Source organism: Arthrobacter sp. JSM 101049, assembly GCF_041679245.1.
GTDB lineage: Bacteria > Actinomycetota > Actinomycetes > Actinomycetales > Micrococcaceae > Arthrobacter_H.
Window position 1 is genome coordinate 35,872 of the sequence record NZ_JBGFFC010000008.1, and the last position, 21,912, is coordinate 57,783.

The window sequence follows — 21,912 nt, forward strand, 5'->3', positions numbered from 1 at the left end:
AGTCCCGACGGCGTGGGGGCGTGACCGTGGAAGGCCGATATGGCACTGGGAGAACAGACCAAGAAGTTCGCCGAACGAGCCCGGAAAGCCGTCCGGGCCGAAATACATGCGGCCGCCCTGAACCAGCCGCTGAAGCGTCGGACCGTCCTCTACGAGTCCTTCTCGGGCAACGGAATGCTCTGCAATCCCGAAGCCCTGTTCCACCGGCTGCTGGAGCTCCCGGAATTCGCATCCCTCACCCATATCTGGGTGCTGTCCGCCGTCGACTCCCACTCCGAGCTGGTGGACCGCTACCGCCGGTACGGCAACGTCAAATTCGTCGAATACCAGTCCGCGGCCTACTTCGCGGCCTTGGCCAGCTCGGAATACCTCGTCAACAACGCGACCTTCCCCTGGCAGTTCGTGAAGCGCGCCGGGCAGAAGTACATCAACACCTGGCACGGCACCCCGCTGAAGACCATGGGCTACGACGTGGAAGGCGGCAGCCCGGACACCCGCAACATCGTCCGGAACTTCCTGCAGGCCGATTACCTGGTGGCCGCCAACGAGGCCATGGCGGACATGTACCTGCGGGCCTACAAGATGGGCAACATCTACCGTGGCACGCTCATCACCGGGGGATACCCCCGGATCGACCGGCAGCAACCGGACGCGGAATCGCGGCGCCAGGCCCAGCGGGACCTGCACGCTTCCGGAGTCGTCCCCGATGACCGCCGGATCATCCTGTTCGCCCCCACCTGGAAAGGCGCGTCGTTCTACTCGCCGGCCAACGACGCGGCACAATTGCTCGACCAGGTGCGTGACCTGGAGTCACGGATCGACACGAGCCGGTTCCGGGTCCTGCTGAAGGTCCACCAGGTCGTCTACCGGGCCGCCCGCGACCTGCCGGGCATCGCCGGCTACCTGGTGCCGAACGGCATCCCCACGAACGTCATGCTGGGCCTGACCGACATCCTGGTGACCGACTACTCCAGCATCTACGTCGACTTCCTGGCCACCGGCCGCCCGGTCTACTTCTTCACCCCGGACGCGCAGGGTTATCAACGGGACCGCGGAAGCTACACCGCTCCCGAGGACCTGCCCGGCCCCACCGCCGCCACGATCGCCGGGCTGGCCGCCAGCATGGAGGCCACCGGCGCCTTCACCGAGCAGCCGGTGCTGTCCGCGGCCTACACGGCCGCCCGCAGCCGCTACTGCGCCGACGAGGATGGCTCGGCGACCGACCGGTTGATCGACGTGGTCTTCCGTGGACGCACCGACGCTGCCGGGGTGCGAACCGACCATGGCGATGGCCGGGAGTCCATTCTCATCTACCTCGGGGGCATGGCCTCCAACGGCATCACCACCTCGGTGCTGAACCTCCTGGACAACATCGACCACGACCGCTTCGACGTGAGCGCCTTCTACTCCTACTCGCGCCAGGCCGACAAGAAGGCAAACGCCGAGGCGATCAACCCCCGCGTGCGCCTGCTGCCCCGGCAAGGCGGGCACACCACCGGCTTCCTGGGGCGCCGCAAATACCGGGAGATGCTGGAAACGGGGCTGGCGCCGGGCGACTACCGGGAGACGCCGGACACGGTGTGGGACCGCGAATGGCACCGCTGCTTCGGCGACGCCGAATTCGACTACATCGTGGACTTCAGCGGCTACGGGCCCTTTTGGGACTACATCCTGCTGCGCGGCCGTGCCAAGCAGCACACCATCTGGCTGCACAACGACCTTGCGGCGGACGCGGAGCGGGAAGTCGCCGGCCAGAAGGCCCTGAAGAAGCACCTGACCGGCGTCTTCTCCACCTACAAGGACTTCGACCGGCTGGTGTCCGTCTCGCCGGAACTCAACCTGGTCAATCGCGAGCACCTTGCGAGCCGGGCCGCACCGGAGAAGTTCACGTCGGCCGTCAATACGTGCAACGCCGTGAAGGTCCGGCGCATGGGGACCCTCGATCCCGAGGACTATTCGGCCAGCGCTGTCGAGCCGGTGTCCCTTGCCGCGCCGAACCTCCACGACGCCCTGCTCGAACTGTCCAGGACCTACGACCCGCAGGACATCGGACGGCTGGCCGAACGGCAAGCGACCCTGCGCCGGTATTTCCCGGCCGACAGCGCCCACGCCACGACATTCGTCACGGTCGGGCGCCTCTCGCCGGAGAAAAACCATGCCCGCATGATCCGGGCCTTCGCCCACGTCCATGCGGAGCGGCCGGACACCCGGCTGATGATCATCGGCAGCGGACCCCTGCGCCAGGAACTTGGTGCCCTGGCCGAATCAATGGGCCTGGGCCACGCCGTCGTGTTCACCGGCCAACAACGCAACCCCTACATGCTCATGCACGAGGCGGACTGCTTCGTCATGTCCAGCGACTACGAAGGGCAGCCCATGGTGATCCTTGAGGCCAAGATCCTGGGTCTGCCCGTGGTCAGCACCGCGTTCGGGTCCGTCCACAGTGCCCTGCCGGACGGCAGCGGCCACATCACCGGGTTCCGCGACGAGGAGCTGGCCGCCGGCATGGTCGCCTACCTCGACGGGCAGGTCCCGGTCGCGGACTTCGACGCCGAGTCCTACAACAGGATGGCCATGGACGGGTTCTACCGGGCCATCGGGGCACAGCCGGAGAACCACGAGTCCATGGCGTCGCTGCCCGGTGCCCGGGTCCACCACCGGTGGTCCGACGTGGCGGCGCCTGCCCCGGCAGGTCGAGCCTGATGCCGGCACAGGCCCCGAAGGTCAGCGTCGTGGTCGCCGCCTACAACTCGCCCCCCGAACTCGACGGCCTCGTCGCCTCGCTGGATGCACAGTCGCTGCCGCACGACGAGTTCGAGGCGATCTTCGTCGACGACGGCTCCAGCGACGGGACGCTGGACCGGCTCCGCCGGCTGGCCGAACAGCGCAGCTACATGTCGGTCCACACCATCGCCAACTCGGGCTGGCCGGGCAGGCCACGCAACGTCGGCACCGCCGCGGCCCGCGGGGAGTACGTCTTCTACGCCGACCACGACGACTACCTGTTCCCCGAGGCGCTGGAGCGGATGGCCGCCTTTGCCCGCGCCCACCGGCTCGACGTGGTCCACCCCAAGGAGGTCGTCGAGGGCTGGAGCGCGCCGGGCTGGAGTGCCTGGCGCCGGGAAGTGGACCGGTTGGCGGAGTGGACGCCGACGGTCATCCAGTGCATCACTCCGCACAAGCTCTACCGCAGGGCGTTCCTGGACGAACACGGCATCGCCTTCCCCGAGGGCAAGGTCCGCCTGGAGGACTTCAGCTTCAACGCGTGGGTCTGGGCCACGACGGATGCGGTCGGGATCTTCGCCAGCTACCCGTGCTACCGATGGATGCTCTACGAAGACAACAGCCACAAGAAGGGCTTCGACTTCGAGTCGTATTGGAACGACTTCGAGGCCTCCCTGCAACCGCTGCTCGATCTGCCCGCCGGCGGCGAGAAGCGCAAGCACCTGCTGGTGCGGTGGTACCGCAGCCGCATCCTCGAACGCCTGGCCGGGATCTACTCGACCTACGGCGCGACCCACCGGCTGCGCCTGGACCGCAAGTTCACCGAGCTGCTGCCGTACTTCCCGCCCGAGCTCGACGCCCTGCTCAGCGCCGCCGATCGGCTGCGCTCGCACCTGCTGCGCGCCGGACGCTTCGATGCGCTGCTGGCGCTGTCGGCCCTGGATCGCGGCATGCGGCTGGAGATGAAGGCCACCGACGTCCGCTGGCGCAACGGCACCCTGGACATCCGGGGCAACGGAACGCTCGTGGACCGGGACGGGCTGCCCGTGCGCTTCGTCGAAACCCCCGACGGCGGCCTGCGGCGGGACCTCCCCGCCGACCTCCTCGAGGCACTGCCCGACGCGGTGGCCGACGTGACCGGAGACCTCGAACGGGCCGTGCCGCACCTGGTCATCCGCGACCGGACGGACAGCGTCGACTGGTTCCTCCCCTCCCGCGGTGACGTCGTGAGCTGGAAGGTCGACGGGGCAACGGTGGTCGGCTTCGAATTCACCGCGCAGCTCGACCCGCAGACCGCGGCCTTCGGGGACAAGCTCCCCGAGGCCGTGTGGGACGTCTTCGCCCGGCTGCCCGAACTGGGCTATACCGCCACGCACCGCCTGAAGGTCGAACCCGTGCCCCACGGTGCCGCCCTTCACCATGGACGCCAGGCCATTGCCTACCGCACGAAGCCCGGCTACCTGGCCCTGGACCTGGGCTCGTCGGTGCGCACCGTGGTCGGCACCGCCCAACCCGGTGCAACGGACGTGGTCCGCCGGCCAACCGCGACGGAGGTCACCTTGCACCGGGTGCACGCGGCGGGGCCGACCCGGATTGCCGGGCACCTCGAAACAGCCACCGGCCAGGTCCCCGCCACCCTGGAAAACCGCGGAACGACGGCGGTGCTCCGGGTCGAGGGCGTCGCCCACCGGCTCCAGGGGAGCCGGGCGGTCTTCAACGGGCGCCGCAGCGCCCCCCTGCTGGACGGACCAGGCCCCGAACCGGCGGTAGCGCTCCCGGCCACCGTCGACGCCCGCCCCCAGCTGGTCCGCGACCTGCTGGCCGCAGGCCGCACCCTGGCCGAGAGCCCCTCCGGCCAGCGCGCCCGGCGCGCCGCCGGTCGAGCCGCCCGCCGCCTGCGGAAGGGACGGTGACCGGCCATGGCACCCAACGGACCTGCCCTCGCGCAGCGGACCCCCCACGACGTCCTGCTCGTGGGGGCCTATGAACGGGACAACTTCGGGGACCTGCTGTTCCTGCTGATGACCGAACGCTACCTGCCCACCGACCACGTCACCGCGGCGGCGCCTTTGGCCGCCGACATGAGCGCGATCTTCGGCCGGTACATCCCGGCATACGGCCCCCTGCTCAAGACCCGCAGCTACGACACGGTGTGGACCGTCGGCGGTGAAATCGGCAGCGTCAGCCTCGGCGCGGCCTACAACTACTCCCTGAGTCCCGGAATGCTCGCCGTCTACCAGGCAGCCAGCCCCGCGGGGCGCAGCGCCATCCGGCGTTCCCTGAGCTCGGACATCGACACCGACCTGGCCTACGTGCCGACCCTGCAGGACTTCAGCCTCAACGCCGGCGCCCGCCAGGTCCTCAATTCCGTCGGCGTCTCGGCGGTGAACCGGCTCAAGCCCGGGGAACGCGACCGGGTGATCGGGAAAATCGCCGTGGCGGAAACCATCACCGTCAGGGACCGCGCCTCCAGCGCATTGCTGGCCGAACACGGGATCAAGCATAGCCTCGGGCCGGACATGGTCCACAGCATCGGCGTGCTGCTTCCCGGGGATGACGTCGCCTCCGAACCGTACTTCTGCTTCCACGCCGCGGACACCTACGTCCGCTCGGCCGGAGCAGAGGCCATCGCCGCCCAACTCGTGGCGATCAGCGCCCGGACCGGCTGGGACATCCACCTCTTCGTCGCGGGTCTGGCCCCCGGGCACGATTCGCTGGCGGGGTACGAGTCGATCCGCGACGCCTGCAGCCGGCTGGCCCCGGAGGCAAAGGTGACGATTTCCCCTTCGCGGGATCCGCTGGACCTGGCCCGCTCCATCCGCCAATCGCAAGGCTGGATCGGCACCTCACTCCACGGCCGGATCATCGCCGGCTCCTATGGCCTACCCCGCCTCAGCCTCTCCAAGAGCTGGAAAACGGCCAACCCTCGGGAAAAGACCGCGGTCTACGCGGAAACCTGGGACCAGGCCATGCCGTATGCCGTCACCCTTGACCAGATCCCCGCGGCGTTTGCGCAGGCACGGTCCTCGCGTGTGAAGCGGCGTGCAGCCGACGCCGGCCGGGAACTGGCCTGGACCGCGCACAAGAACATGGTGGCGGCCGTCCGCTAGCGCGGACCACCCCCGACAGCAGTCAGGCTGCCGTGCCCGCGCGCCGCTCGGCCGCCTTCAGGGCTTCCCGGACGAACAGCTCGACGGCTTCCACCGGCGTGTCCGTGGCAAAGACGTGTCCGCGGTAGGCCGCCTGCTCAGGCGGCACCGGGGAATCGGCGAGCCCGATCAGCTGCTCTGCGGCATCCCCGGGGACCCGCACCGCCCAAGTGGCCACGTGGGATTTCAGTGGGCCTGCCGGCAGCCCGGGCTGGAGGCACAGTACGAGGGGCTTGTCGAGGCCCAGCGCGTCCATGGCCATGGCGGAGACATCGGTGACGACGACATCGGCGCGCGCGATGCTCTCCACGGCGTCATCCCACGGGTCGATGGCGTGTCCGGCGGCACGGGACTGGTCCGTGGCCAGCTGGTGCCTGATGCGTGCGAGGGCCTGCCGGTAGTGCAACGACTGGGACCCGGACTTCGCGTGGGCACGGAAGACCAGCCGGACCCGGGGGTCCGCCAACAGGGTCGTGACGAGTTGCTCGCCATGCGTGACCAGCGATCCATAGGCCATGCTGGGGCCATCGCCCTCCCACGTGGGGGCGTAGAGAACCGTACGCCGGACACCGGGCCGGGGCCGGCCGCCGCCTGCCGATGCCGGAACGGCCAGCTGGGGCCGGCCGATGCGGACCAGATGTGACGGGTCGATGCCGATGACGTTCTCCAGGATGCGTTCGGCCGAGGCATCCCCGGCGACGAATGCATAGTCGTAGGCCTTGAGCTGGTTTGAATACATCGAGCTCTTCTCGCTTTCGCCATGGCTCAGGTGCACGTGGACCGGACCATTGATGCGCAGCGTCGTGAAGTTGCTCTGGCTGTTGTTCACATAGAACACCACCTGCACGTCATGCGAGGACACGAACCGTTCGACACCGGCCGCCTCCGGGGCGAATACCACTGCGAGGCGGGTCTGTGGCTGCAAGGCCAGGGCCACCTCGGGGTTCCGAACCAGCAGGGCCACGGGCCCGCCGTCCGCATCCAAGGCCTCGAGGGGGAGCAACCACTGCCGGAGCTGGTAGGCGCTCGAGGGGACATCGGCGAAATACACGACGAACGGTACCGGCATCCCGGCCTCGGGGGCACCCCCCGCGAGCGAGCGTCTGGCCCGCGGTGCCTTGAGGGCCATGTTGAGCCGTTGGAGTGCCGCGTGGGCGAGCCGGGGGAGTCGTTCGAGCGCTGACATGGCACCCAGCTTAGGTGTTTACGGAGCTTGCCCTGCTAATCTGGACTGCTGAACCGGGGGCGGGAGAGCACGATGAACGTGATTCGGGAAGGAAGTAGATGCGGAATTGGCGCAGCGCGGCCGCGGGAAAGATCCCTCCGGGGTTGCTGCGCAAGGCCGCACCCCTCTTGGTGAAAACCCGGGGGCCGAAGCGCACCCAGCCGGGGGCAGGGCCCCTTCCGGCAGCCGAAGAGCTGCGCCGGGCGAACGTCGTGGCCCTCCGCCGGATGCTGGAGGAATCGTCGATCGCCCACCGCGCCGCCGTCCACGAAGGCGTGCCGGTCCAGGTGCTCGAACCCCAGGCCATCACGGCCGACGGCATCCACCGCGCCGTGGAATCCTCGCCGCTGCAGGTCATCCAGTCCAGCCCACTGGCGGACGGGGGACAGGCGTTCTCCCTCAGCATGCGGACCACCGGCCACGACTCCATCGATCGCTCCCTGTCCGCCCGGCTGGCCCTCCCGGCCCCGGAATCGACCTCGGCGTTCGAGGATGCGCTGGAAGCCTGCTTCGACGTCGACCTCGTCTACACCTGGGTCGACGGAACGGACCCGCACTGGCAAGGTCAACGACAGGCCGCGGAAAGCCGGATGGGCGGCTCCCTGATCCGCACCTCCAACGACGACGGCCGTTTCGCCACCCACGACGAACTGCGGTACTCACTGCGCTCGGTCGAATACTTCGCCCCCTGGATCCGCAGGATCTTCATCGTCACGGCGGGCCAGCGGCCGAGCTGGCTCGAGGCCGCCGACGACAGGATCCACGTGGTGGACCACTCCGAGATCTTCGAGGACCCGGCGAACCTGCCGACCTTCAACTCCCATGCCATCGAAGCCCAGCTCCACAGGATCCCCGGGTTGGCTGAACACTTCATCTACATGAACGACGACGTCTTCCTCGGCCAGCCCGTCAGCCCCACCGACTTCTTCACGCCCGCAGGTCAACCCCGCTTCTTCCTCTCCAGCCAGGGCATCCGCAGCGAGGGGGAGGAGGAGCTCCCCGTCGACGTCGCAGCCAAGAACAACCGGGAGATCATCGAAGCCACGTTCGGCAGGACGGTTTCGCGGAAATTCAAGCATGCGCCCCACGCCCAACGGCGCTCGACACTTGAGCTGATCGCCGCAGAGCACCGGGAAGCGACCGCCCGGACGACCGCGGCGCGCTTCCGCAGCCCGACCGACCTGTCCATCCCGTCGTCCTTGGCGCACTATTACGGGCTGTGCCTGGGATCAGCAGTGGAGTCGCAGATCGGCTACGCATACACCGACATTTCGCACGATGACTCGCAGCTCAGACTGCTGCGGATGCTGCGCGGGGGACTGCCGCAAACCTTTTGCCTGAACGAAGTCCAAGCCGGGAACAGCCGAGGTCGGTCCGGGGAAACCGCGAGGATGCTGGAGCACTTCCTGCCCCGGGCTTTTCCGCTACGGTCCGTGCACGAACTTGCACCCGCAGGACCGCCCACCGCCCGCCAGTCGACCGGAATCGAGGGTCAGTACTAGTGGCCGCAACCATGCCAACCACGAAAAAGCAGCAGCCGGTGGCCAAACCCGCCGCGATACGCGGGTTCCGTCCGGACATCCAGGGGCTCCGTGCTCTCGCGGTCACCCTGGTGGTGGTCTACCACCTGTGGCCACACGGCCTGACCGGGGGATTCGCCGGGGTTGACGTGTTCTTCGTCATTTCCGGTTTCCTCATCACGTCGCACCTGATGAAGGCACCCCCACGGACCGGAGCCGACTTCGCGGCCTTCTGGGCGCGGCGGATCCGCCGCCTGCTGCCTGCTGCCTTTGTGGTCCTGGCCGCAACCGCTGTCGCCGTGCGCATCCTGGCCCCGGAGACGCAATGGAAGGACGCGGGATGGCAAATCGTCTCCGCGGCCTTCTATGTCCAGAACTGGGCGCTGGCGGCCACCAGCGTGGACTACCTGGCTGCCGACGATGCCGCTTCCCCCGTGCAGCATTTCTGGTCCCTGTCCGTCGAGGAGCAGTTCTACCTGCTGTGGCCCCTCATCATCGGCGTCGCGGCGTGGATGGCCGCACGCCGGGCGACCGAGCTCACGAAGGTGGTCCGCTGGGCGATTCTCGGCGTCGTGGTCTTGTCTCTGGCCTTTTCGGTGTACTTCACCGCAGCAAACCCCGGCCCCGCCTACTTCGTGACGCCTACCCGGATGTGGGAACTGGCCCTCGGAGGCCTGGCCGCAGTCATTGCGGCACCCACCGGCTTCTGGGGCAGGCGCACGACCCGCGCTGTCCTGTCGTGGTTGGGCATCGCGGGCATCGTCTGGACCGGGTTGTCGTACACGGGCTCGACCCCCTTCCCCAGCTACCAGGCGCTCTTGCCCGTCGCGGCGACCGCGCTGATCCTCTGGGCCAAGCCCGAAAGCGGACTGTCTCCTGCCCCCATCCTGGGGCTGCGGCCGGTCCAATACCTCGGTGACATCTCCTACTCGGTCTACCTGTGGCACTGGCCGATCATTGCCCTCCTGCCCTTGGCCAGCGGCTCGCTGGGTCCGCTGGACAAGGCAGCCATCCTGGTCCTGTCCGTCGTCCTGGCCGGCGTGACCAAGACCCTCGTGGAAGACAAATTCCGGTTCACGCGCATCATCAAGCAGGTTGGGGCCGCCTACCGCTTTGCCGCCGCGGGGATGGTCGTTCTCCTGGTCATCGGCGGGGCCATCGTGTTCGAAAGCAACCTCAGGGCGGATGCGGCCGCAGAAAGCGCTGCCGCCGCCGAGGCCAACGCAGGCCCCTGCTTCGGAGCCCGCGCGGCCGCCAAGGGATTCAGCGAATGCCCGCCCGACAATGCCGGACCCATGATCCCGGAGCCTGCGCTGGCCAAGGATGACAAGTCGGCCGCCTACGCCGATGGCTGCTGGTCCAACCAGCCCTTCAAGGACCACCCGGTCTGCACCTACGGTGACGGCCCGACGAAGGTGGCACTCGTCGGTAACTCCCATGCCGGGCACTGGCTGCCCGCGTTGCGGAAGATCGCCGAGGAAAAGGGGTGGACCATCACCACGTACCTCGTCTCGCGATGCAACCCCTCGGACGCGCGCCAGCAATTCGATACCGCCGCCAAGGCGGAGAACTGCTACCGGTACGGCCAGTGGGTCCTGGACCAGACAGCGCATGGCCAATTCGACCGGATCATTACCTCGGAACGGCAATCGGTGCCGCTGCTGGGCAAGTCGTGGGCCGAAACCGAGAAGCCGGCAGCGGAGGGGTACGCCTCCTACCTGAAGAAATGGACCGCCGGTGGCACACCGGTCACGGTGATCCGCGACGTCCCGTACCCCGGCAACGAAATCTCCAACATCCCCGATTGCCTGGCGGAAAACCCCGACAACCAGGCGGCATGCTCCGGCACGCCCCAGGAGTGGAAGTGGATGGACCCGCTGGCCCGGGCGGGCAAGGAAATGGATTCCCCGATGGTGGACGTCGTGGACATGGAACGCTATTTCTGCATCGACGGCACGTGCCCTGCGGTCATCGGAGGGGTCGTCGCCTACTTCGACGGGTCGCATATCACGGCTACCTATGCCCGGACCCTGGCAGCGCCCCTGGGACGAGAGCTCGACACAGCCGCCAAGCAGTGAATCAGTGCTGCAGGGGTTTCCCCCGCAGTCAGATGGCAGAATTCGACACGACGGCGAAATGAGGACCCGAGTGAATAACGCGTTGGACAAGGGAGCGGTCTCCCTGCAGAAGGCCCTGGCACGCGCAGCGCGCCTGCGTTCGCGCCGGAAGCGGGCGACCCCGGCCGCGGACTACGACTCGATCGGCTATGCCCAGGCCGGGACGCGGCTGGAACTCGCGGCACGCTTCGGTGGGGGGCTCCGGCCGCAGGGGCTGGTCGTCTGGGCGGGCCAGGCCCTGGTCGCGGAAGGCCAGCTCGATGTGACCGGCCAAGGGGGCAACGGGGCGGCCTGTGTGGCGAGCGTCAACCTGGACACGGTGCTGCTGGGTTGGAACACCATGTCCTGGCCTGAGGGCGAGGACATCGAGGCGGCCAAGACCCGGGACACCGACAATGCCGCTCCGGACGCCGAATCCTCGGAGATCCTGCCCGCGCTGGACGACGCGGCAGACGAGGCAGCAGACGCGACCGGCACCGGGGACACGACCACGGGGTCCGCCACCGAACGCGTCGTGACCAGCGGGACGGCGAGCTTGTACTGGAAATTCACCGGGACTGCCGGGTCCATCGTCCCGGGCGCCTCGAGGATTGCCATCCCGGGACGTGGGGGACTGCTCACACAGGGCGAACTCAGGAAGCTGGTCGACGCGGGGGACATCGATCCCTCCACCCCCGTGACCTACCACCGCGGCGTCGCCCGGTTCGCCCACACGACCGCGATGGCACTTCCCGGTACGCGGAGCGTCCACGGTTCTGTCCGGCCTTACATCAACCGGAAGGGGTATCTCGCCCTGGCCATCAACCGGCCGCTGAAACCCGGTATCCAGACGCTGACCCACCTGATCACGGCATCCGGGGGAAAGCTCCGTATCGAAGGATCCGCACGGACGCGCCACAGCCGCATCCTGCAGGCTCGCCTGCTCGTGGAGGGGCGCCGGTCCCGGCATCTGGTCGCCGGCCGGGCGGAATTCCTCCTCGACCAGGCGAAAACGTCGGCGGACTTCGGCCGTGGCCACTACAACTTCTCTGCCGAACTGGACTTCGGTGCAACGGACTGGTCGCTGGTCTCCAACGCCGACAACTACGACCTGTGGTGGGAATTCGTACTCGCCGAATCCGATGAGCCCGTACGCGTCCGGGTCAACAGGACCCCCTATGCGGTCCGGACCACCAGCCGCTCGGGGACAGTGGTCCGGGGCGGGCAGACACTGGTCGTCACGCCGTACTTCACCTTCAAGGCCAAGGCTACTTCCCTCATCCTCGAGGTGGTCGACACGGACGCCTTCCGCGCCCTGGAGGAATTCAACCCGGCACTGGACCTCGCGGCCCGGGGGCGGCGTCGTCCCGTCTGGCTTGTCGGGGAACTTCCCTACAAGGCCCAGGACAACGGGCTGCACTTCTTCAGGTACCTGCGCCGGGAACACCCGGAAATCGATGCCTACTATGTCATCGACCACACTTCTCCCGAAGTCCGGAACCTGGACGGGGTGGACCATGTCTTGGAGTGGGGCAGCCGCGAACATTTCGTCGTCGCCTTGCAGGCCGACAGGTTCATCAGCACCCATCACGCGGAGTACCTCTTCCCGACCAGACATCCTGATTTCAAGCACAAGGCCCACGGGACGCGGGTGTTCCTGCAACACGGGGTGATGGGCACCAAATGGATGGTTCCCAACTACGGCAAGCGTTCCGCCGGCTTCTCCACCGATCTCTTCCTGGTGTCATCGGCACGGGAACAGCAATACATCGTGCGCGATTTCGGGTATGACATCGAGGAAACGGCCGTCACCGGGCTGCCGCGGTATGACTCGCTCTTCGCCGGTGATGTCCAGCTCCGGCCCCGGCAGCTTCTCGTCATACCCACGTGGCGGGATTGGCTGCAAAACGACGAGATGTTCGCCGAATCGGAGTACCTCCGCACCTGGAGCGAGTTCCTCCACAGCCCGGAGCTGGCCGCCATGGTCGACGCCGAAGGACTTGAAGTCGTCTTCTGCCTACACCCCAACATGCAGCGCTTCCGGTCCCATTTCGAGACCGCGCCGGCGCGCGTCGTCGCGCAGGGCGAGATCGACGTCCAGGAACTGATGAAACAGAGCGCCGCACTGGTCACCGACTATTCCAGCGTCGGATTCGACTTCAGCTTCCTTGATCGGCCGGTCTTCTACCTGCAATTCGACCGGGGCAGGTTCCTCGGAGCCAACGGCTCGCATCTCGACTTGGACCGGGAATTGCCCGGGGAAATCAGCTTGACCGTCCCGCGCCTGCTTGAACAGCTCCGGAAGGCGCTGGACCGCGACCTGAGTATGACCGAGGAATCCCGCCGGCGCGCGCAGAAGTTCCTCGACCACCGGGACCGGAACAATTGCGCCCGGGTGTTCGATGCGGTGGAGTCCGCGCGGCACCGCCGGGGGCCCGTTTCCACGGTGGCCTCCTCGGAGCTCATGGACCGCGTGGAAAACCGCCTGCGGCGCAACCGCTATTACTTCCCGGTGATGAAGGCCATGCAGCGGCTCGTCCAACGATTCCCCATGCAGCGGGGGCTGATGGTCTTCGAATCGGGGCTGGGCAAACAATATGCCGATTCGCCGCGCTACCTCTACGAGGAACTGCTGCGTCGCGGAGACACCCGTCCGAAGGTATGGATCTACTCCGGCCGCCAGGAGTTCCCGGATCCGCAGACCCGGGTCGTCAAGCGGCTCTCGCCGTCCTACTTCTGGTACCTGGGCCGGGCCAACTACTGGATCACGAATCAGAACCTCCCCTTCTACATGACCCGGCGACGGAATGCGACCTACCTGCAGACCTGGCATGGGACACCGTTGAAGCACATGCTCCACGATCTGGAAGAGATCCACGGGCGCGACGAGGGCTATCTCGCGCGGGTCGACCGCGCGATTTCGCAGTGGACCCACCTGCTGTCACCCAGCCCCTACGCCACGGAGGTCATGCGCAGCGCATTTGCCTACGACGGCAAAGTGGTCGAGGAAGGATATCCGCGCAACGACGTCTTCTTCGGCACTGGCCTCGAAGAGCGGGTGTCGTCCGTCCGCGGACGACTGGGAATCGATCCCGCGGCGAAAGTCGTCCTCTACGCACCGACCTTCCGGGACAACGCGTCGAACGGCCGCGGCCGGTTCACCTTCCAGCTTCCGTTCGACCTCGAGGAATTCGACCGGGGGTTCGGCAAGGACACGGTTTTGGTGCTGCGCATGCATGTACTCGTCGCCAACGCCATCGAAATCCCCGAGGAACTTCGTGAGCGCATCATCGATGCCTCCCGCTACTCGGAAATCCAGGAACTCTACCTCGTCAGCGACGTACTCGTCACCGATTACTCGTCGGTCTTCTTCGACTACGCCACCCTCCGGCGCCCGATCGTGTTCTATGCCTACGACCTCGAGGTATACCGCGATTCCCTGCGCGGCTTCTACCTGGACTACCTGCAAGAGGTCCCCGGCCCGGTCGTCGAGACGCAGGAGGAGTTCTTCACCGCCCTGCGGGCGGCGCTGGACGGCGACAGGCAGGACCACGGGCGGTATGAGGACTTCGTGCGGCGATTTGCCCCCCTGGACGACGGCTACGCGGCCCGCCGTGTCGTGGACCGGGTACTGGGCGTCGAAGGTTAGACCTCCAGAGGGCGACAGCGACCCCCGGGGCGCGCCGCTGGTTTGGGCGGGGTCGCATCGTCGGGCTATGATGTAATGTCGGTCTTTGTTCTACAGGAGTACTCATTAGCGATAAGCGTTCAGATCGTCCGTCGTCACACGGAATCGATCGCAGCTCGCCGTTGGTCTTCTCGGCCAAGGAATTCGGGGGTCCCCCCGGTTCCATGAAGACTCTTGAACGGACCGTGCCCGCTCCACCTGAAATGGGGGCGGCACTGATCGGAATCGAAGAGGGATCGAACATAGATCTGGATCTTCGATTCGAGGCCGTACACGAGGGAATCTTGGTTTCCGGCACGGCATACTCGGAAGTCTCCGGGGAATGCGGCCGGTGTCTGGAGCCCATCGCGTACGACCTCGAGTCCGACATACAGGAGCTGTTCTTCTTCGAGGGCAATGAATTGCCCGACGAGGAGGACGTGGACCAGCACCAGATCGTCGATGACTGCATCGACCTGGAGCCGGTGCTCCGGGACACAGTGGTGACCGCACTGCCGTTCCAGCCGGTGTGCCGGGAGGACTGCCAAGGCCTTTGCGCCGAATGCGGTATCCGCCTTGCGGACGAACCCGGTCACCACCACGAGATCCTAGATCCCCGCTGGGCGGCCCTTTCCGGGCTGGCCGGCACCGCCGCAGATGATGCGGCATCGAGTACAGATTCAGTCGAGAGAGAAGAGAGTTAGCCGTGGCTGTTCCCAAGCGGAAGATGTCCCGCTCGAATACCCGCGCCCGTCGGTCCCAGTGGAAGGCAACTGCGCCCAACCTGGTCAAGACCGTTGAGAACGGCCGCGTGACCTACAGCCTGCCACACCAGGCCAAGGTCGTGACCGACTCCGCCGGCACCGAGCTGTTCCTTGAATACAAGGGGCGCAAGGTAGCAGACGCCTAACAACGTCTGATGCCTTCACCAGAAGAGCTTTTGAAGCGTCTCGGGGTCTCCATCGACCCCGAGACGCTTCGTCTTGCGCTCACCCACCGCTCATACGCATATGAGCACGGCGGCCTGCCCACCAACGAACGCCTGGAGTTCCTCGGCGATTCGGTCCTGGGCTACGCCGTCACGGACCACCTGTACCGCACGTATCCCGACTTGCCCGAGGGAGACCTCGCCAAGCGGCGCTCCGCAGTGGTCAGCACCCGCGCCCTAGCCGGCATCGCCCGCGGCCTCGACGTCGGCCCGCATATCCTTCTGGGCCAAGGCGAACGGCTCACCCAGGGAGCCAACAAGTCCTCCATCCTGGCCGACACGATGGAAGCCCTCATCGGCGCCACCTACCTCAGCGAAGGGCCGGACGCCGCCGGTGCCCTGGTCATGCGGCTGGTGGGCCCGCTGCTCGACGACGTCGAGCAGCTCGGTGCCGGCACCGACTGGAAGACCGCCATCCAGGAAATCGCCGCCTCGCGCAAGCTGGGCACCATCGAATACGTCATCACCGGCACGGGCCCGGACCACGCCCGCGTTTTCGAGGCCACCCTGAACATCGGGGAAACCGCCTACGGCACGGGCACGGGCCCGTCCAAAAAGGAAGCCGAACAGGAAGCAGCTGCGGTGTCCTACCGCTCCCTGGTGCCCACGGGGTCAGGGGCGCCCTCGGATACCTCCGTAGGCCGCTAGCCGATGCCCGAACTGCCCGAGGTCGAGGTCGTCCGCCGGGGCCTCGAATCGTGGGTTGCAGGCCGCCGCATCACCCAGGTACGGGTCCACGACCCGCGCTCCGTGCGCCGACACGGGGGAGGACCCGGCGATTTCGCCGACACCCTCACCGGAACCGTCATCGCCGCGGCCGTACGGCGCGGCAAATTCCTCTGGATGCCCCTCCACGGCATGCCCGTCGGCACGGCGCTGGTGACCCATCTGGGCATGAGCGGCCAACTTCTGGTCGAGGAAGCCGATGCCCCCGCCGAAAAGCACCTCAAGGTGACCCTCGATCTGGAGGGGGCCGCCGGCAGGCCTGGCCAGCTGCGCTTCGTCGACCAGCGCATCTTCGGCGGCATGTTCCTCTCGCCCATGGTGCCGACCGCCGATGCCGCCCCGGGCGGCTTCGGGGCGGACCACCTGCTCATACCCCAGGCGGCCGCCCACATTGCCCGCGACGTCCTGGACCCGGACTTCGACGTCGAGTCCTTCCATCGGCGGCTCAGGGCGCGCCGCACCAACATCAAGAGGGCGATCCTCGACCAGAACCTTGTCTCCGGCGTGGGGAACATCTACGCCGACGAGGCCCTGTGGGAAGCCCGCATGCATTTTGCACGCCCGACGGACACGATGCGCAGGCCCGAGAGCGCGCGCCTTGTGCAGGCCCTGCAGGTGATCATGGGCCGCGCCCTGGAAGCTGGCGGGACAAGCTTCGACAAGCTCTACGTCAATGTCAATGGCGCCTCGGGCTACTTCTCGCGTTCCCTGAACGCCTATGGCCGGGAGGGGCTGCCGTGCCGGCGCTGCGAACACGGGGGAGTGGCGACGTTGATCCGCCGCGACCCGTTCATGGGACGTTCGTCCTACACCTGCCCGACCTGCCAGCGGGCGCCGCGAAACGCCCGCTGGTAGGTCCGGCGGCGCCTACAGCGCGGCCCACTCCGGGGCAAAGGGCACATGCTCGTTGTTCCAGGGCTTCTGCGTGTGGCGCCAGCTGACCAGACGCGGCTGCTCCCCGGCCGGTGCCAGCGGGCTGTACACCTCGGACGCGTCCAGCTCCTGGTGGCGCCCGCCCATCGTGATGTTCACGGCGTCCGAGAAGTCCACCGCATAGTTGGCCAGCAGTTCCACCATCCGGGTGGCCAGGTCCAACTCCCCGTACTTCCCCGTATCGAGCACGGCGACCGAGGGGTCCATCACGGCGAATTCGAAGTCATTCTGCGCGTGGGACACGGCAACGAACTCCAAGGCCCGGGCGTTGTCATCGCCATGGCGCTGGGAAATGGCGCGCATGAGGTGGAACCCACTGGTCCTGCCCTTGCGGTGTTCGGCCAAGGCGGCCACCGGCGCATCGCCCAGATCCCGGGCCACCACCTCTGCGATATCCCCGCGGATCATTGCGGAACCACTCAGCAGCAAGACGCGCGGCGCCTGGCGGAGCACGTGGGGCAGTGCCGACAGGACGGCCGCCTGCAGTGATGCCGCTGGAACGACGGGCGCCAGCGCCCGGGCCACGGGCGAGTCCGCTCCGACCAGGTGGATGCGCAGGAGCGAGTCGTCCACCGCGGGCGGGTTCCACTGGCCGCCGCCCAGGGCAACGATCCAGACATCGACCGGACCGTCGACGACCGCCGCGAGCGAGGCAAGCAGCTTCCCGATGTGGGGACACTCGGCCGGCGCCAGGTCGACGACCACCTGGACGGCCTCGGGGCGCTGGCCTGCCTGCAGTTCCCCGGACGCGCTATCCACCTGCTCCATGAGCGTCCGGTCCATGGGCCGCGCGGGGAGGCGCTTCATGAATTCGTCCGCCTCTGCCATCGCCGGTGCGCAGGCCTCGGCCCACGCGGCGTACACCTCGGCCTCATCGCGTCCCTCGAAGATCAGGGGCAAGACGGTGGCCAGTTTGTCCAGGATGCCATCGCGGATGGCGTTGAAGGCCTGGTCGTCCGTGTCGATCAGGCCGCCGAAACGGACGTCCGAGCGGTTCTTGGGCAGGAACTCGACGTCGCAGCCCACCGAGCGCGAAGGCAGGAAGCAATGCAACCGGGACGTGACGATGTGCTTGTAGTCCTCGTGGTACCGCTGGACCCATTGGTGCGCGGTGGCCAGCTTGTCGGCAAAGGACATCTTCAACATGTCCGGTTGCGTTTGCTTGAGGACGGTTCCCTCGCCGGTGACCGGCGCATCCACATAGACCGTCTCGGTCCGGGTGTCGGCACCGTCGCGCCGGAACACCGTATCCACTGTGGTGGTGAGGCAGCCGGAGAAGAACGCGGGCACGCCGGCGGCGCGCAGCAACGCCACGGTCTGCCAGTCGCGGCATCCGATCGGCCCGTGATTGCGCAGGTAGTCTGTGGCCTCGGGGGTGAGCATCGAGGGCTTGTTCACATGGAACGAGACGAAGATGGGCCGGAGGTTTTCGTGGAAAGGGAAGTTGGATCCCTGTCCGAACATGGGGTGCATGAACCACCCGAAAGCCAGGGCCCAGGTGGACGGGGGAATGTCCTGGAGCGTGCTGGCGTCCCGGTAGACCTCCACGAGGTTGAGCTTGGCGCCGTTGCCCGGGAGCTTGCGTTCCGTCTTCACGTCGTTGCGCAGCTTGTCGAGGAAATCAACGAGGTCGCCGTCTCCGCGAAGCTCGAGGTTGTCGTGCCGCAGGATGTGGCCGATCGAGGCCAACGTTTGGATGTAGTCGCCCACGTTGCGCGACCAGCCATGGGGCTGCTGGTATCCCAGCAACCCGAAGTTGATCCCGTCGGTGGGCACCGGCTGCGGCGCCCGGCGCGACCCGCCCGGGAACCAGGTCAGCAGGCGCTCCATTTCCCGGCGTTGTTGCCCGCTTAGGGAACGGCGGGGTCGGGCCAGCCCGACGTCCACGAGATCCCGCGCCAGGTCAAGCTCCCCGGCCGCGAATGCCTCCTGGGCGACGTGCAGCAGCGCCGAGGCGGGCCAGGCACGGTGGGCACCGCGGTCCACGGTGGCCTTCAGCAGTTCGGTGGCGCGCCGCGTGTCCTCGCGGAAGGCCGTCATGAAGTATTCCTCGGCCACGGCATCGATGACGTTGTCGTCGCTGATCCGCCTGAATGCCGACCAGGCTGCTGGATAGCCGCTTATCTGGAGCTTGGCGAGTCCTTCGACGGCCAGGGAAACATCATCCCCGGACATGCCGGAGGCCGGGGATAGGGCGCTGGAGAGCACCGCTTGGCCGTGGCCGTCGGCAATGGCCCGGCGCACCTCGGCAAACAGCGGTTCCTGGTAGGCCTTCCCCAGGGCCAACGAGGACCGCAATGCGTCGGAGTCCTGGCTGGGCGTCGTGGACACCTTGGCCGGGATCGTTTTGGCCTGCTCCGGGGCTGCGGGCTTGGGACCTGCCAGCCGTTCCAGGACCGGAAGCATGGTCTGGGCAACGGGACGGAGGCGTTTCTTGGCCTCGGCTCGGGCGCTGCGGACCAACTCGTGCTTTGAAAGTTCGGGGCGGGGCAAACTGTCCTCCGTGGTGGGGAATCGGTGTCTGTCGATTCTACCGTCCGGCAGGAACCCCCAATGGATCGTGCCCAGGCCGTCGGCCCCGGTAGCCTATTGGGAAGTGCCAGAACGGCTGGCAAGGGACAGTATGCGACAGGGGATTCGTGGACAAGATCGGCTCTTTCAACCTGGAGAAGGTTGCCCTCGACAAGAGTGGGGCGTTGGCCGTGATCGGGACAGTAGGTATCGGGTCAAGGATCTCCCGGCTTTTGCGTCCGAAATTCGAGATCGGCTTGCGCAGGCGCGACGAGCAGTCCATTGAGTGGATCCCGGCGAAGGTCACCGATGGCAGCGGTGGCCGCTTCCGGATCAGCGCCACCATCGACGATGCTTCCCCCAGCCGGGCGAAGGGGTTTTCGGATGTCTACTTCCGGCGTGCCGGGGGACCGGAGGACGAGGCGCAACGTGTCCACTTTCCCGCAGGCGGCGGGAGCTGGAGCGCCTACCCGACCAAGTTCGGCAATCTGAGCTTCAAGAAGGGGGCAGAATGACCGGCCCACGACCCCCCGCCGACATGCGGTACTTCATGGCATTGTGGGGCATCGCCGACGAGTTCGGCGGCATGACCACGATGTCCTTGTACCGCGCCTGCATCTTCCTGGAAGAGTCAGGCATTGTCGCACCCATCCTGACCTTCGAACCGCGGGCGGGCTACGACCGGCAACTCCAGACCCTCCGCTCGCACGGGAAGACCACCACGGACGTCACTGTCCTGAACCCCTTTGCCTATTACCGGGAGGCCTCCCTGGAGGCCCCCGGCGCTGCAGAACGGTTCCAGGCGGCCGGGGGCTTGGCCGCCGGCGCGACCAGCGACGACCTCGACGACGACGGAACCCCGTTTTGCCGCACCACCTTCCACGAGGACGGCAAGACCGTTTCCTGGCGGGAGTACCTGCGGCCAAACGGCACCGCCTTCCTCTACGATGAGTACCCCACCGACGCCGACGGGAAGAAGAGCGGGCGACTCCTGACCTTGGTCACCGATCGCGGCGAGGTTGTCGGGCGCTGGACGAAGGCAGCGGATTTCTACCGCGAGTGGATGGTGGAACTCGCTGGGGGACACCCCACGACGGTCATCGTCGATAGCGCCTTCGCCAGCAAAGTGATTGCCCCGCTGCGCCGGGAGAACATCATCAAGCTGATGGTCCTGCACAATGCCCACGTCGCTGCCGGCGGCGACCCGGTCCGGGGAAAGATCGCGACCGGACAGCAGCCGATCCTCTCCTCCGTCAACGACTGGGACGGGATCGTGTTCCTGACGGATGAGCAGCGCCACGACTACGAGGCGCGCTTCGGCCGCACCACGAACCTGTTCACGGTGTCCAACCCGAAGGAACGTGCGGATACGTTGCCCGATTTCGCGGGGAGGCCCGCCCAGCGCGGTGTGCTCCTGGGGCGGTTGGCACCGCAAAAAAACCTCCAGCAGGCCATCCGTGTGATGGCGAAGGTCCGCGAAACGCTCCCGGACGCCACCCTGGACATCTACGGCAAGGGCCCGGACGAGGCCGAGCTGCTGGACTTGATCGCCGAGCTGGGCTTAGAGGAAACCGTGTACCTGCGCGGGCATATCCCGCATGCCGCCGACCAGTTCGACGTCGCCCGCTTCTCCCTGTTGACCAGCCGCAACGAGGGCCAGCCGCTGGCCTTGATGGAAAGCCAGGGCCGTGGGTGCCCACCGGTGTCCTACGCCATCCGGTACGGCCCCCGGGACATCATCGAAGACGGCGTCAGCGGGTACCTTGTCGAACCCGGTGACATCGATGCCGCCGCATCCTGCATCGTGCGGTTGTGCACGGACGACGATCTCGCGGCTCGCTTGAGCCGTGGTTCCTGGGAACGTGCCGAGCGTTTTGGCAAGCGTGCCATCGTCGACCGCTGGCTGGACACCGTAGGCGCTGCCTGGAGCCGGCGCCGCCAGCGGACCGACGTCCGCGCCCTCTCCCTGCAGGTCCAGGAGATCGTCTGGTGGCGGCCTGGAATCCTGGAACTGGTGGTGCGCGCCGGATGGAAACAACAAGGCGGGCCGGCGGTGGAGCAACAGGTCGCCGTCGAGGCGATGGTCGTTCCACGTTCCGCCGGGCCTGCGTCCAGCATTCCCGCCTCGATTGTGGAAACCTCCGCCGGATCGCTGCTGGCCACCGTGAAGCTCGACGCGTCGTCCCTGGCGGCCGGTGTGGGTGACAGCGAGGAATTCCTCGACGTCTTCTGCCGCATCGTCGGCCCGGACTTTGCGGCGATGTTCCGCGTCGGCTTCCCCGAGGAGGCCAGCTCGGTGCCCTTTGCCACGCCCCAACGCGCGCTCAGCCTGCGCACGGACAGCTGACCGAAATCGGGTCCGGGCGAAGCCGT

General features: G+C 67.1%; 14 protein-coding genes. 12 read left to right on the forward strand and 2 right to left on the reverse strand.

Annotation, left to right across the window (positions count from 1 at the left end; all coding sequences use genetic code 11):
- The first annotated feature begins 39 nt into the window (after positions 1-39).
- From AB8M85_RS15755 to AB8M85_RS15765, 3 genes are read left to right on the forward strand one after another with little or no spacing between them, the layout of a single operon-like run.
- Entirely contained in the window at positions 40-2,703 is a 2,664-nt protein-coding gene (locus AB8M85_RS15755) for a CDP-glycerol glycerophosphotransferase family protein (RefSeq protein ID WP_372699787.1), read from the forward strand.
- Positions 2,703-4,637 (forward strand): glycosyltransferase family 2 protein, encoded by a 1,935-nt coding sequence (locus AB8M85_RS15760; RefSeq protein WP_372699788.1) that lies wholly within the window; start codon positions 2,703-2,705, stop codon positions 4,635-4,637. Before AB8M85_RS15755 ends, AB8M85_RS15760 begins: the two co-directional genes overlap by 1 nt.
- A 6-nt stretch (positions 4,638-4,643) precedes the next feature.
- Positions 4,644-5,834: a polysaccharide pyruvyl transferase family protein gene (locus AB8M85_RS15765; RefSeq protein WP_372699789.1), complete on the forward strand. Its 1,191-nt coding sequence runs from the start codon at positions 4,644-4,646 to the stop codon at positions 5,832-5,834.
- A 22-nt stretch (positions 5,835-5,856) separates the two neighbouring features.
- Here the strand turns inward: AB8M85_RS15765 and AB8M85_RS15770 are convergent, their stop codons facing one another.
- Complete coding sequence (locus AB8M85_RS15770; protein WP_372699790.1) at positions 5,857-7,059, reverse strand: CDP-glycerol glycerophosphotransferase family protein; 1,203 nt, start codon at positions 7,057-7,059, stop codon at positions 5,857-5,859.
- A 98-nt stretch (positions 7,060-7,157) separates the two neighbouring features.
- Here AB8M85_RS15770 and AB8M85_RS15775 point away from each other — a divergent pair, with 98 nt between their 5' ends.
- The 7 genes from AB8M85_RS15775 (at position 7,158) to mutM (ending at position 16,950) form a co-directional block, all read left to right on the forward strand.
- Complete coding sequence (locus AB8M85_RS15775) at positions 7,158-8,600, forward strand: stealth conserved region 3 domain-containing protein (protein ID WP_372699791.1); 1,443 nt, start codon at positions 7,158-7,160, stop codon at positions 8,598-8,600.
- 11 nt (positions 8,601-8,611) lie between these two features.
- Positions 8,612-10,696 (forward strand): acyltransferase family protein, encoded by a 2,085-nt coding sequence (locus AB8M85_RS15780; RefSeq protein ID WP_372699792.1) that lies wholly within the window; start codon positions 8,612-8,614, stop codon positions 10,694-10,696.
- 70 nt (positions 10,697-10,766) lie between these two features.
- The gene (locus AB8M85_RS15785; RefSeq protein WP_372699793.1) at positions 10,767-14,363 is read left to right on the forward strand and encodes a CDP-glycerol glycerophosphotransferase family protein; all 3,597 of its coding nucleotides are present in this window, start codon (positions 10,767-10,769) and stop codon (positions 14,361-14,363) included.
- Between the two features lie 203 nt (positions 14,364-14,566).
- Positions 14,567-15,085 (forward strand): DUF177 domain-containing protein, encoded by a 519-nt coding sequence (locus AB8M85_RS15790; RefSeq protein WP_372699794.1) that lies wholly within the window; start codon positions 14,567-14,569, stop codon positions 15,083-15,085.
- Positions 15,086-15,087: 2 nt separating this feature from the next.
- On the forward strand, positions 15,088-15,291 hold the full coding sequence (gene rpmF / locus AB8M85_RS15795; protein WP_343900611.1) for a 50S ribosomal protein L32: 204 nt from the start codon (positions 15,088-15,090) through the stop codon (positions 15,289-15,291).
- Positions 15,292-15,300: 9 nt separating this feature from the next.
- Entirely contained in the window at positions 15,301-16,017 is a 717-nt protein-coding gene (gene rnc, locus AB8M85_RS15800; protein ID WP_372699795.1) for a ribonuclease III, read from the forward strand.
- 3 nt (positions 16,018-16,020) lie between these two features.
- Entirely contained in the window at positions 16,021-16,950 is a 930-nt protein-coding gene (mutM, locus tag AB8M85_RS15805; protein WP_372699796.1) for a bifunctional DNA-formamidopyrimidine glycosylase/DNA-(apurinic or apyrimidinic site) lyase, read from the forward strand.
- Between the two features lie 12 nt (positions 16,951-16,962).
- Here the strand turns inward: mutM and AB8M85_RS15810 are convergent, their stop codons facing one another.
- Positions 16,963-19,521 carry a hypothetical protein gene (locus AB8M85_RS15810; RefSeq protein ID WP_372699797.1) on the reverse strand — a complete coding sequence of 853 codons (2,559 nt, stop codon included), beginning with the start codon at positions 19,519-19,521 and terminating at the stop codon, positions 16,963-16,965.
- A 146-nt stretch (positions 19,522-19,667) separates the two neighbouring features.
- Here AB8M85_RS15810 and AB8M85_RS15815 point away from each other — a divergent pair, with 146 nt between their 5' ends.
- The gene (locus tag AB8M85_RS15815; protein ID WP_372699798.1) at positions 19,668-20,054 is read left to right on the forward strand and encodes a hypothetical protein; all 387 of its coding nucleotides are present in this window, start codon (positions 19,668-19,670) and stop codon (positions 20,052-20,054) included.
- Entirely contained in the window at positions 20,051-21,886 is a 1,836-nt protein-coding gene (locus tag AB8M85_RS15820) for a glycosyltransferase (protein WP_372699799.1), read from the forward strand. The genes AB8M85_RS15815 and AB8M85_RS15820 overlap by 4 nt, the downstream gene beginning before the upstream one ends.
- The last annotated feature ends 26 nt before the right edge of the window (positions 21,887-21,912 follow it).

Coding starts and splice junctions, on each gene's coding strand:
- AB8M85_RS15765 (WP_372699789.1), top strand. CDS start 4,644: ATGGCACCCAACGGACCTGCCCTCGCGCAGCGGACCCCCCACGACGTC.
- AB8M85_RS15820 (WP_372699799.1), top strand. CDS start 20,051: ATGACCGGCCCACGACCCCCCGCCGACATGCGGTACTTCATGGCATTG.
- AB8M85_RS15775 (WP_372699791.1), top strand. CDS start 7,158: ATGCGGAATTGGCGCAGCGCGGCCGCGGGAAAGATCCCTCCGGGGTTG.
- AB8M85_RS15755 (WP_372699787.1), top strand. CDS start 40: ATGGCACTGGGAGAACAGACCAAGAAGTTCGCCGAACGAGCCCGGAAA.
- AB8M85_RS15770 (WP_372699790.1), bottom strand. CDS start 7,059: ATGTCAGCGCTCGAACGACTCCCCCGGCTCGCCCACGCGGCACTCCAA.
- AB8M85_RS15790 (WP_372699794.1), top strand. CDS start 14,567: ATGAAGACTCTTGAACGGACCGTGCCCGCTCCACCTGAAATGGGGGCG.
- mutM (WP_372699796.1), top strand. CDS start 16,021: ATGCCCGAACTGCCCGAGGTCGAGGTCGTCCGCCGGGGCCTCGAATCG.
- AB8M85_RS15780 (WP_372699792.1), top strand. CDS start 8,612: ATGCCAACCACGAAAAAGCAGCAGCCGGTGGCCAAACCCGCCGCGATA.
- rnc (WP_372699795.1), top strand. CDS start 15,301: ATGCCTTCACCAGAAGAGCTTTTGAAGCGTCTCGGGGTCTCCATCGAC.
- AB8M85_RS15760 (WP_372699788.1), top strand. CDS start 2,703: ATGCCGGCACAGGCCCCGAAGGTCAGCGTCGTGGTCGCCGCCTACAAC.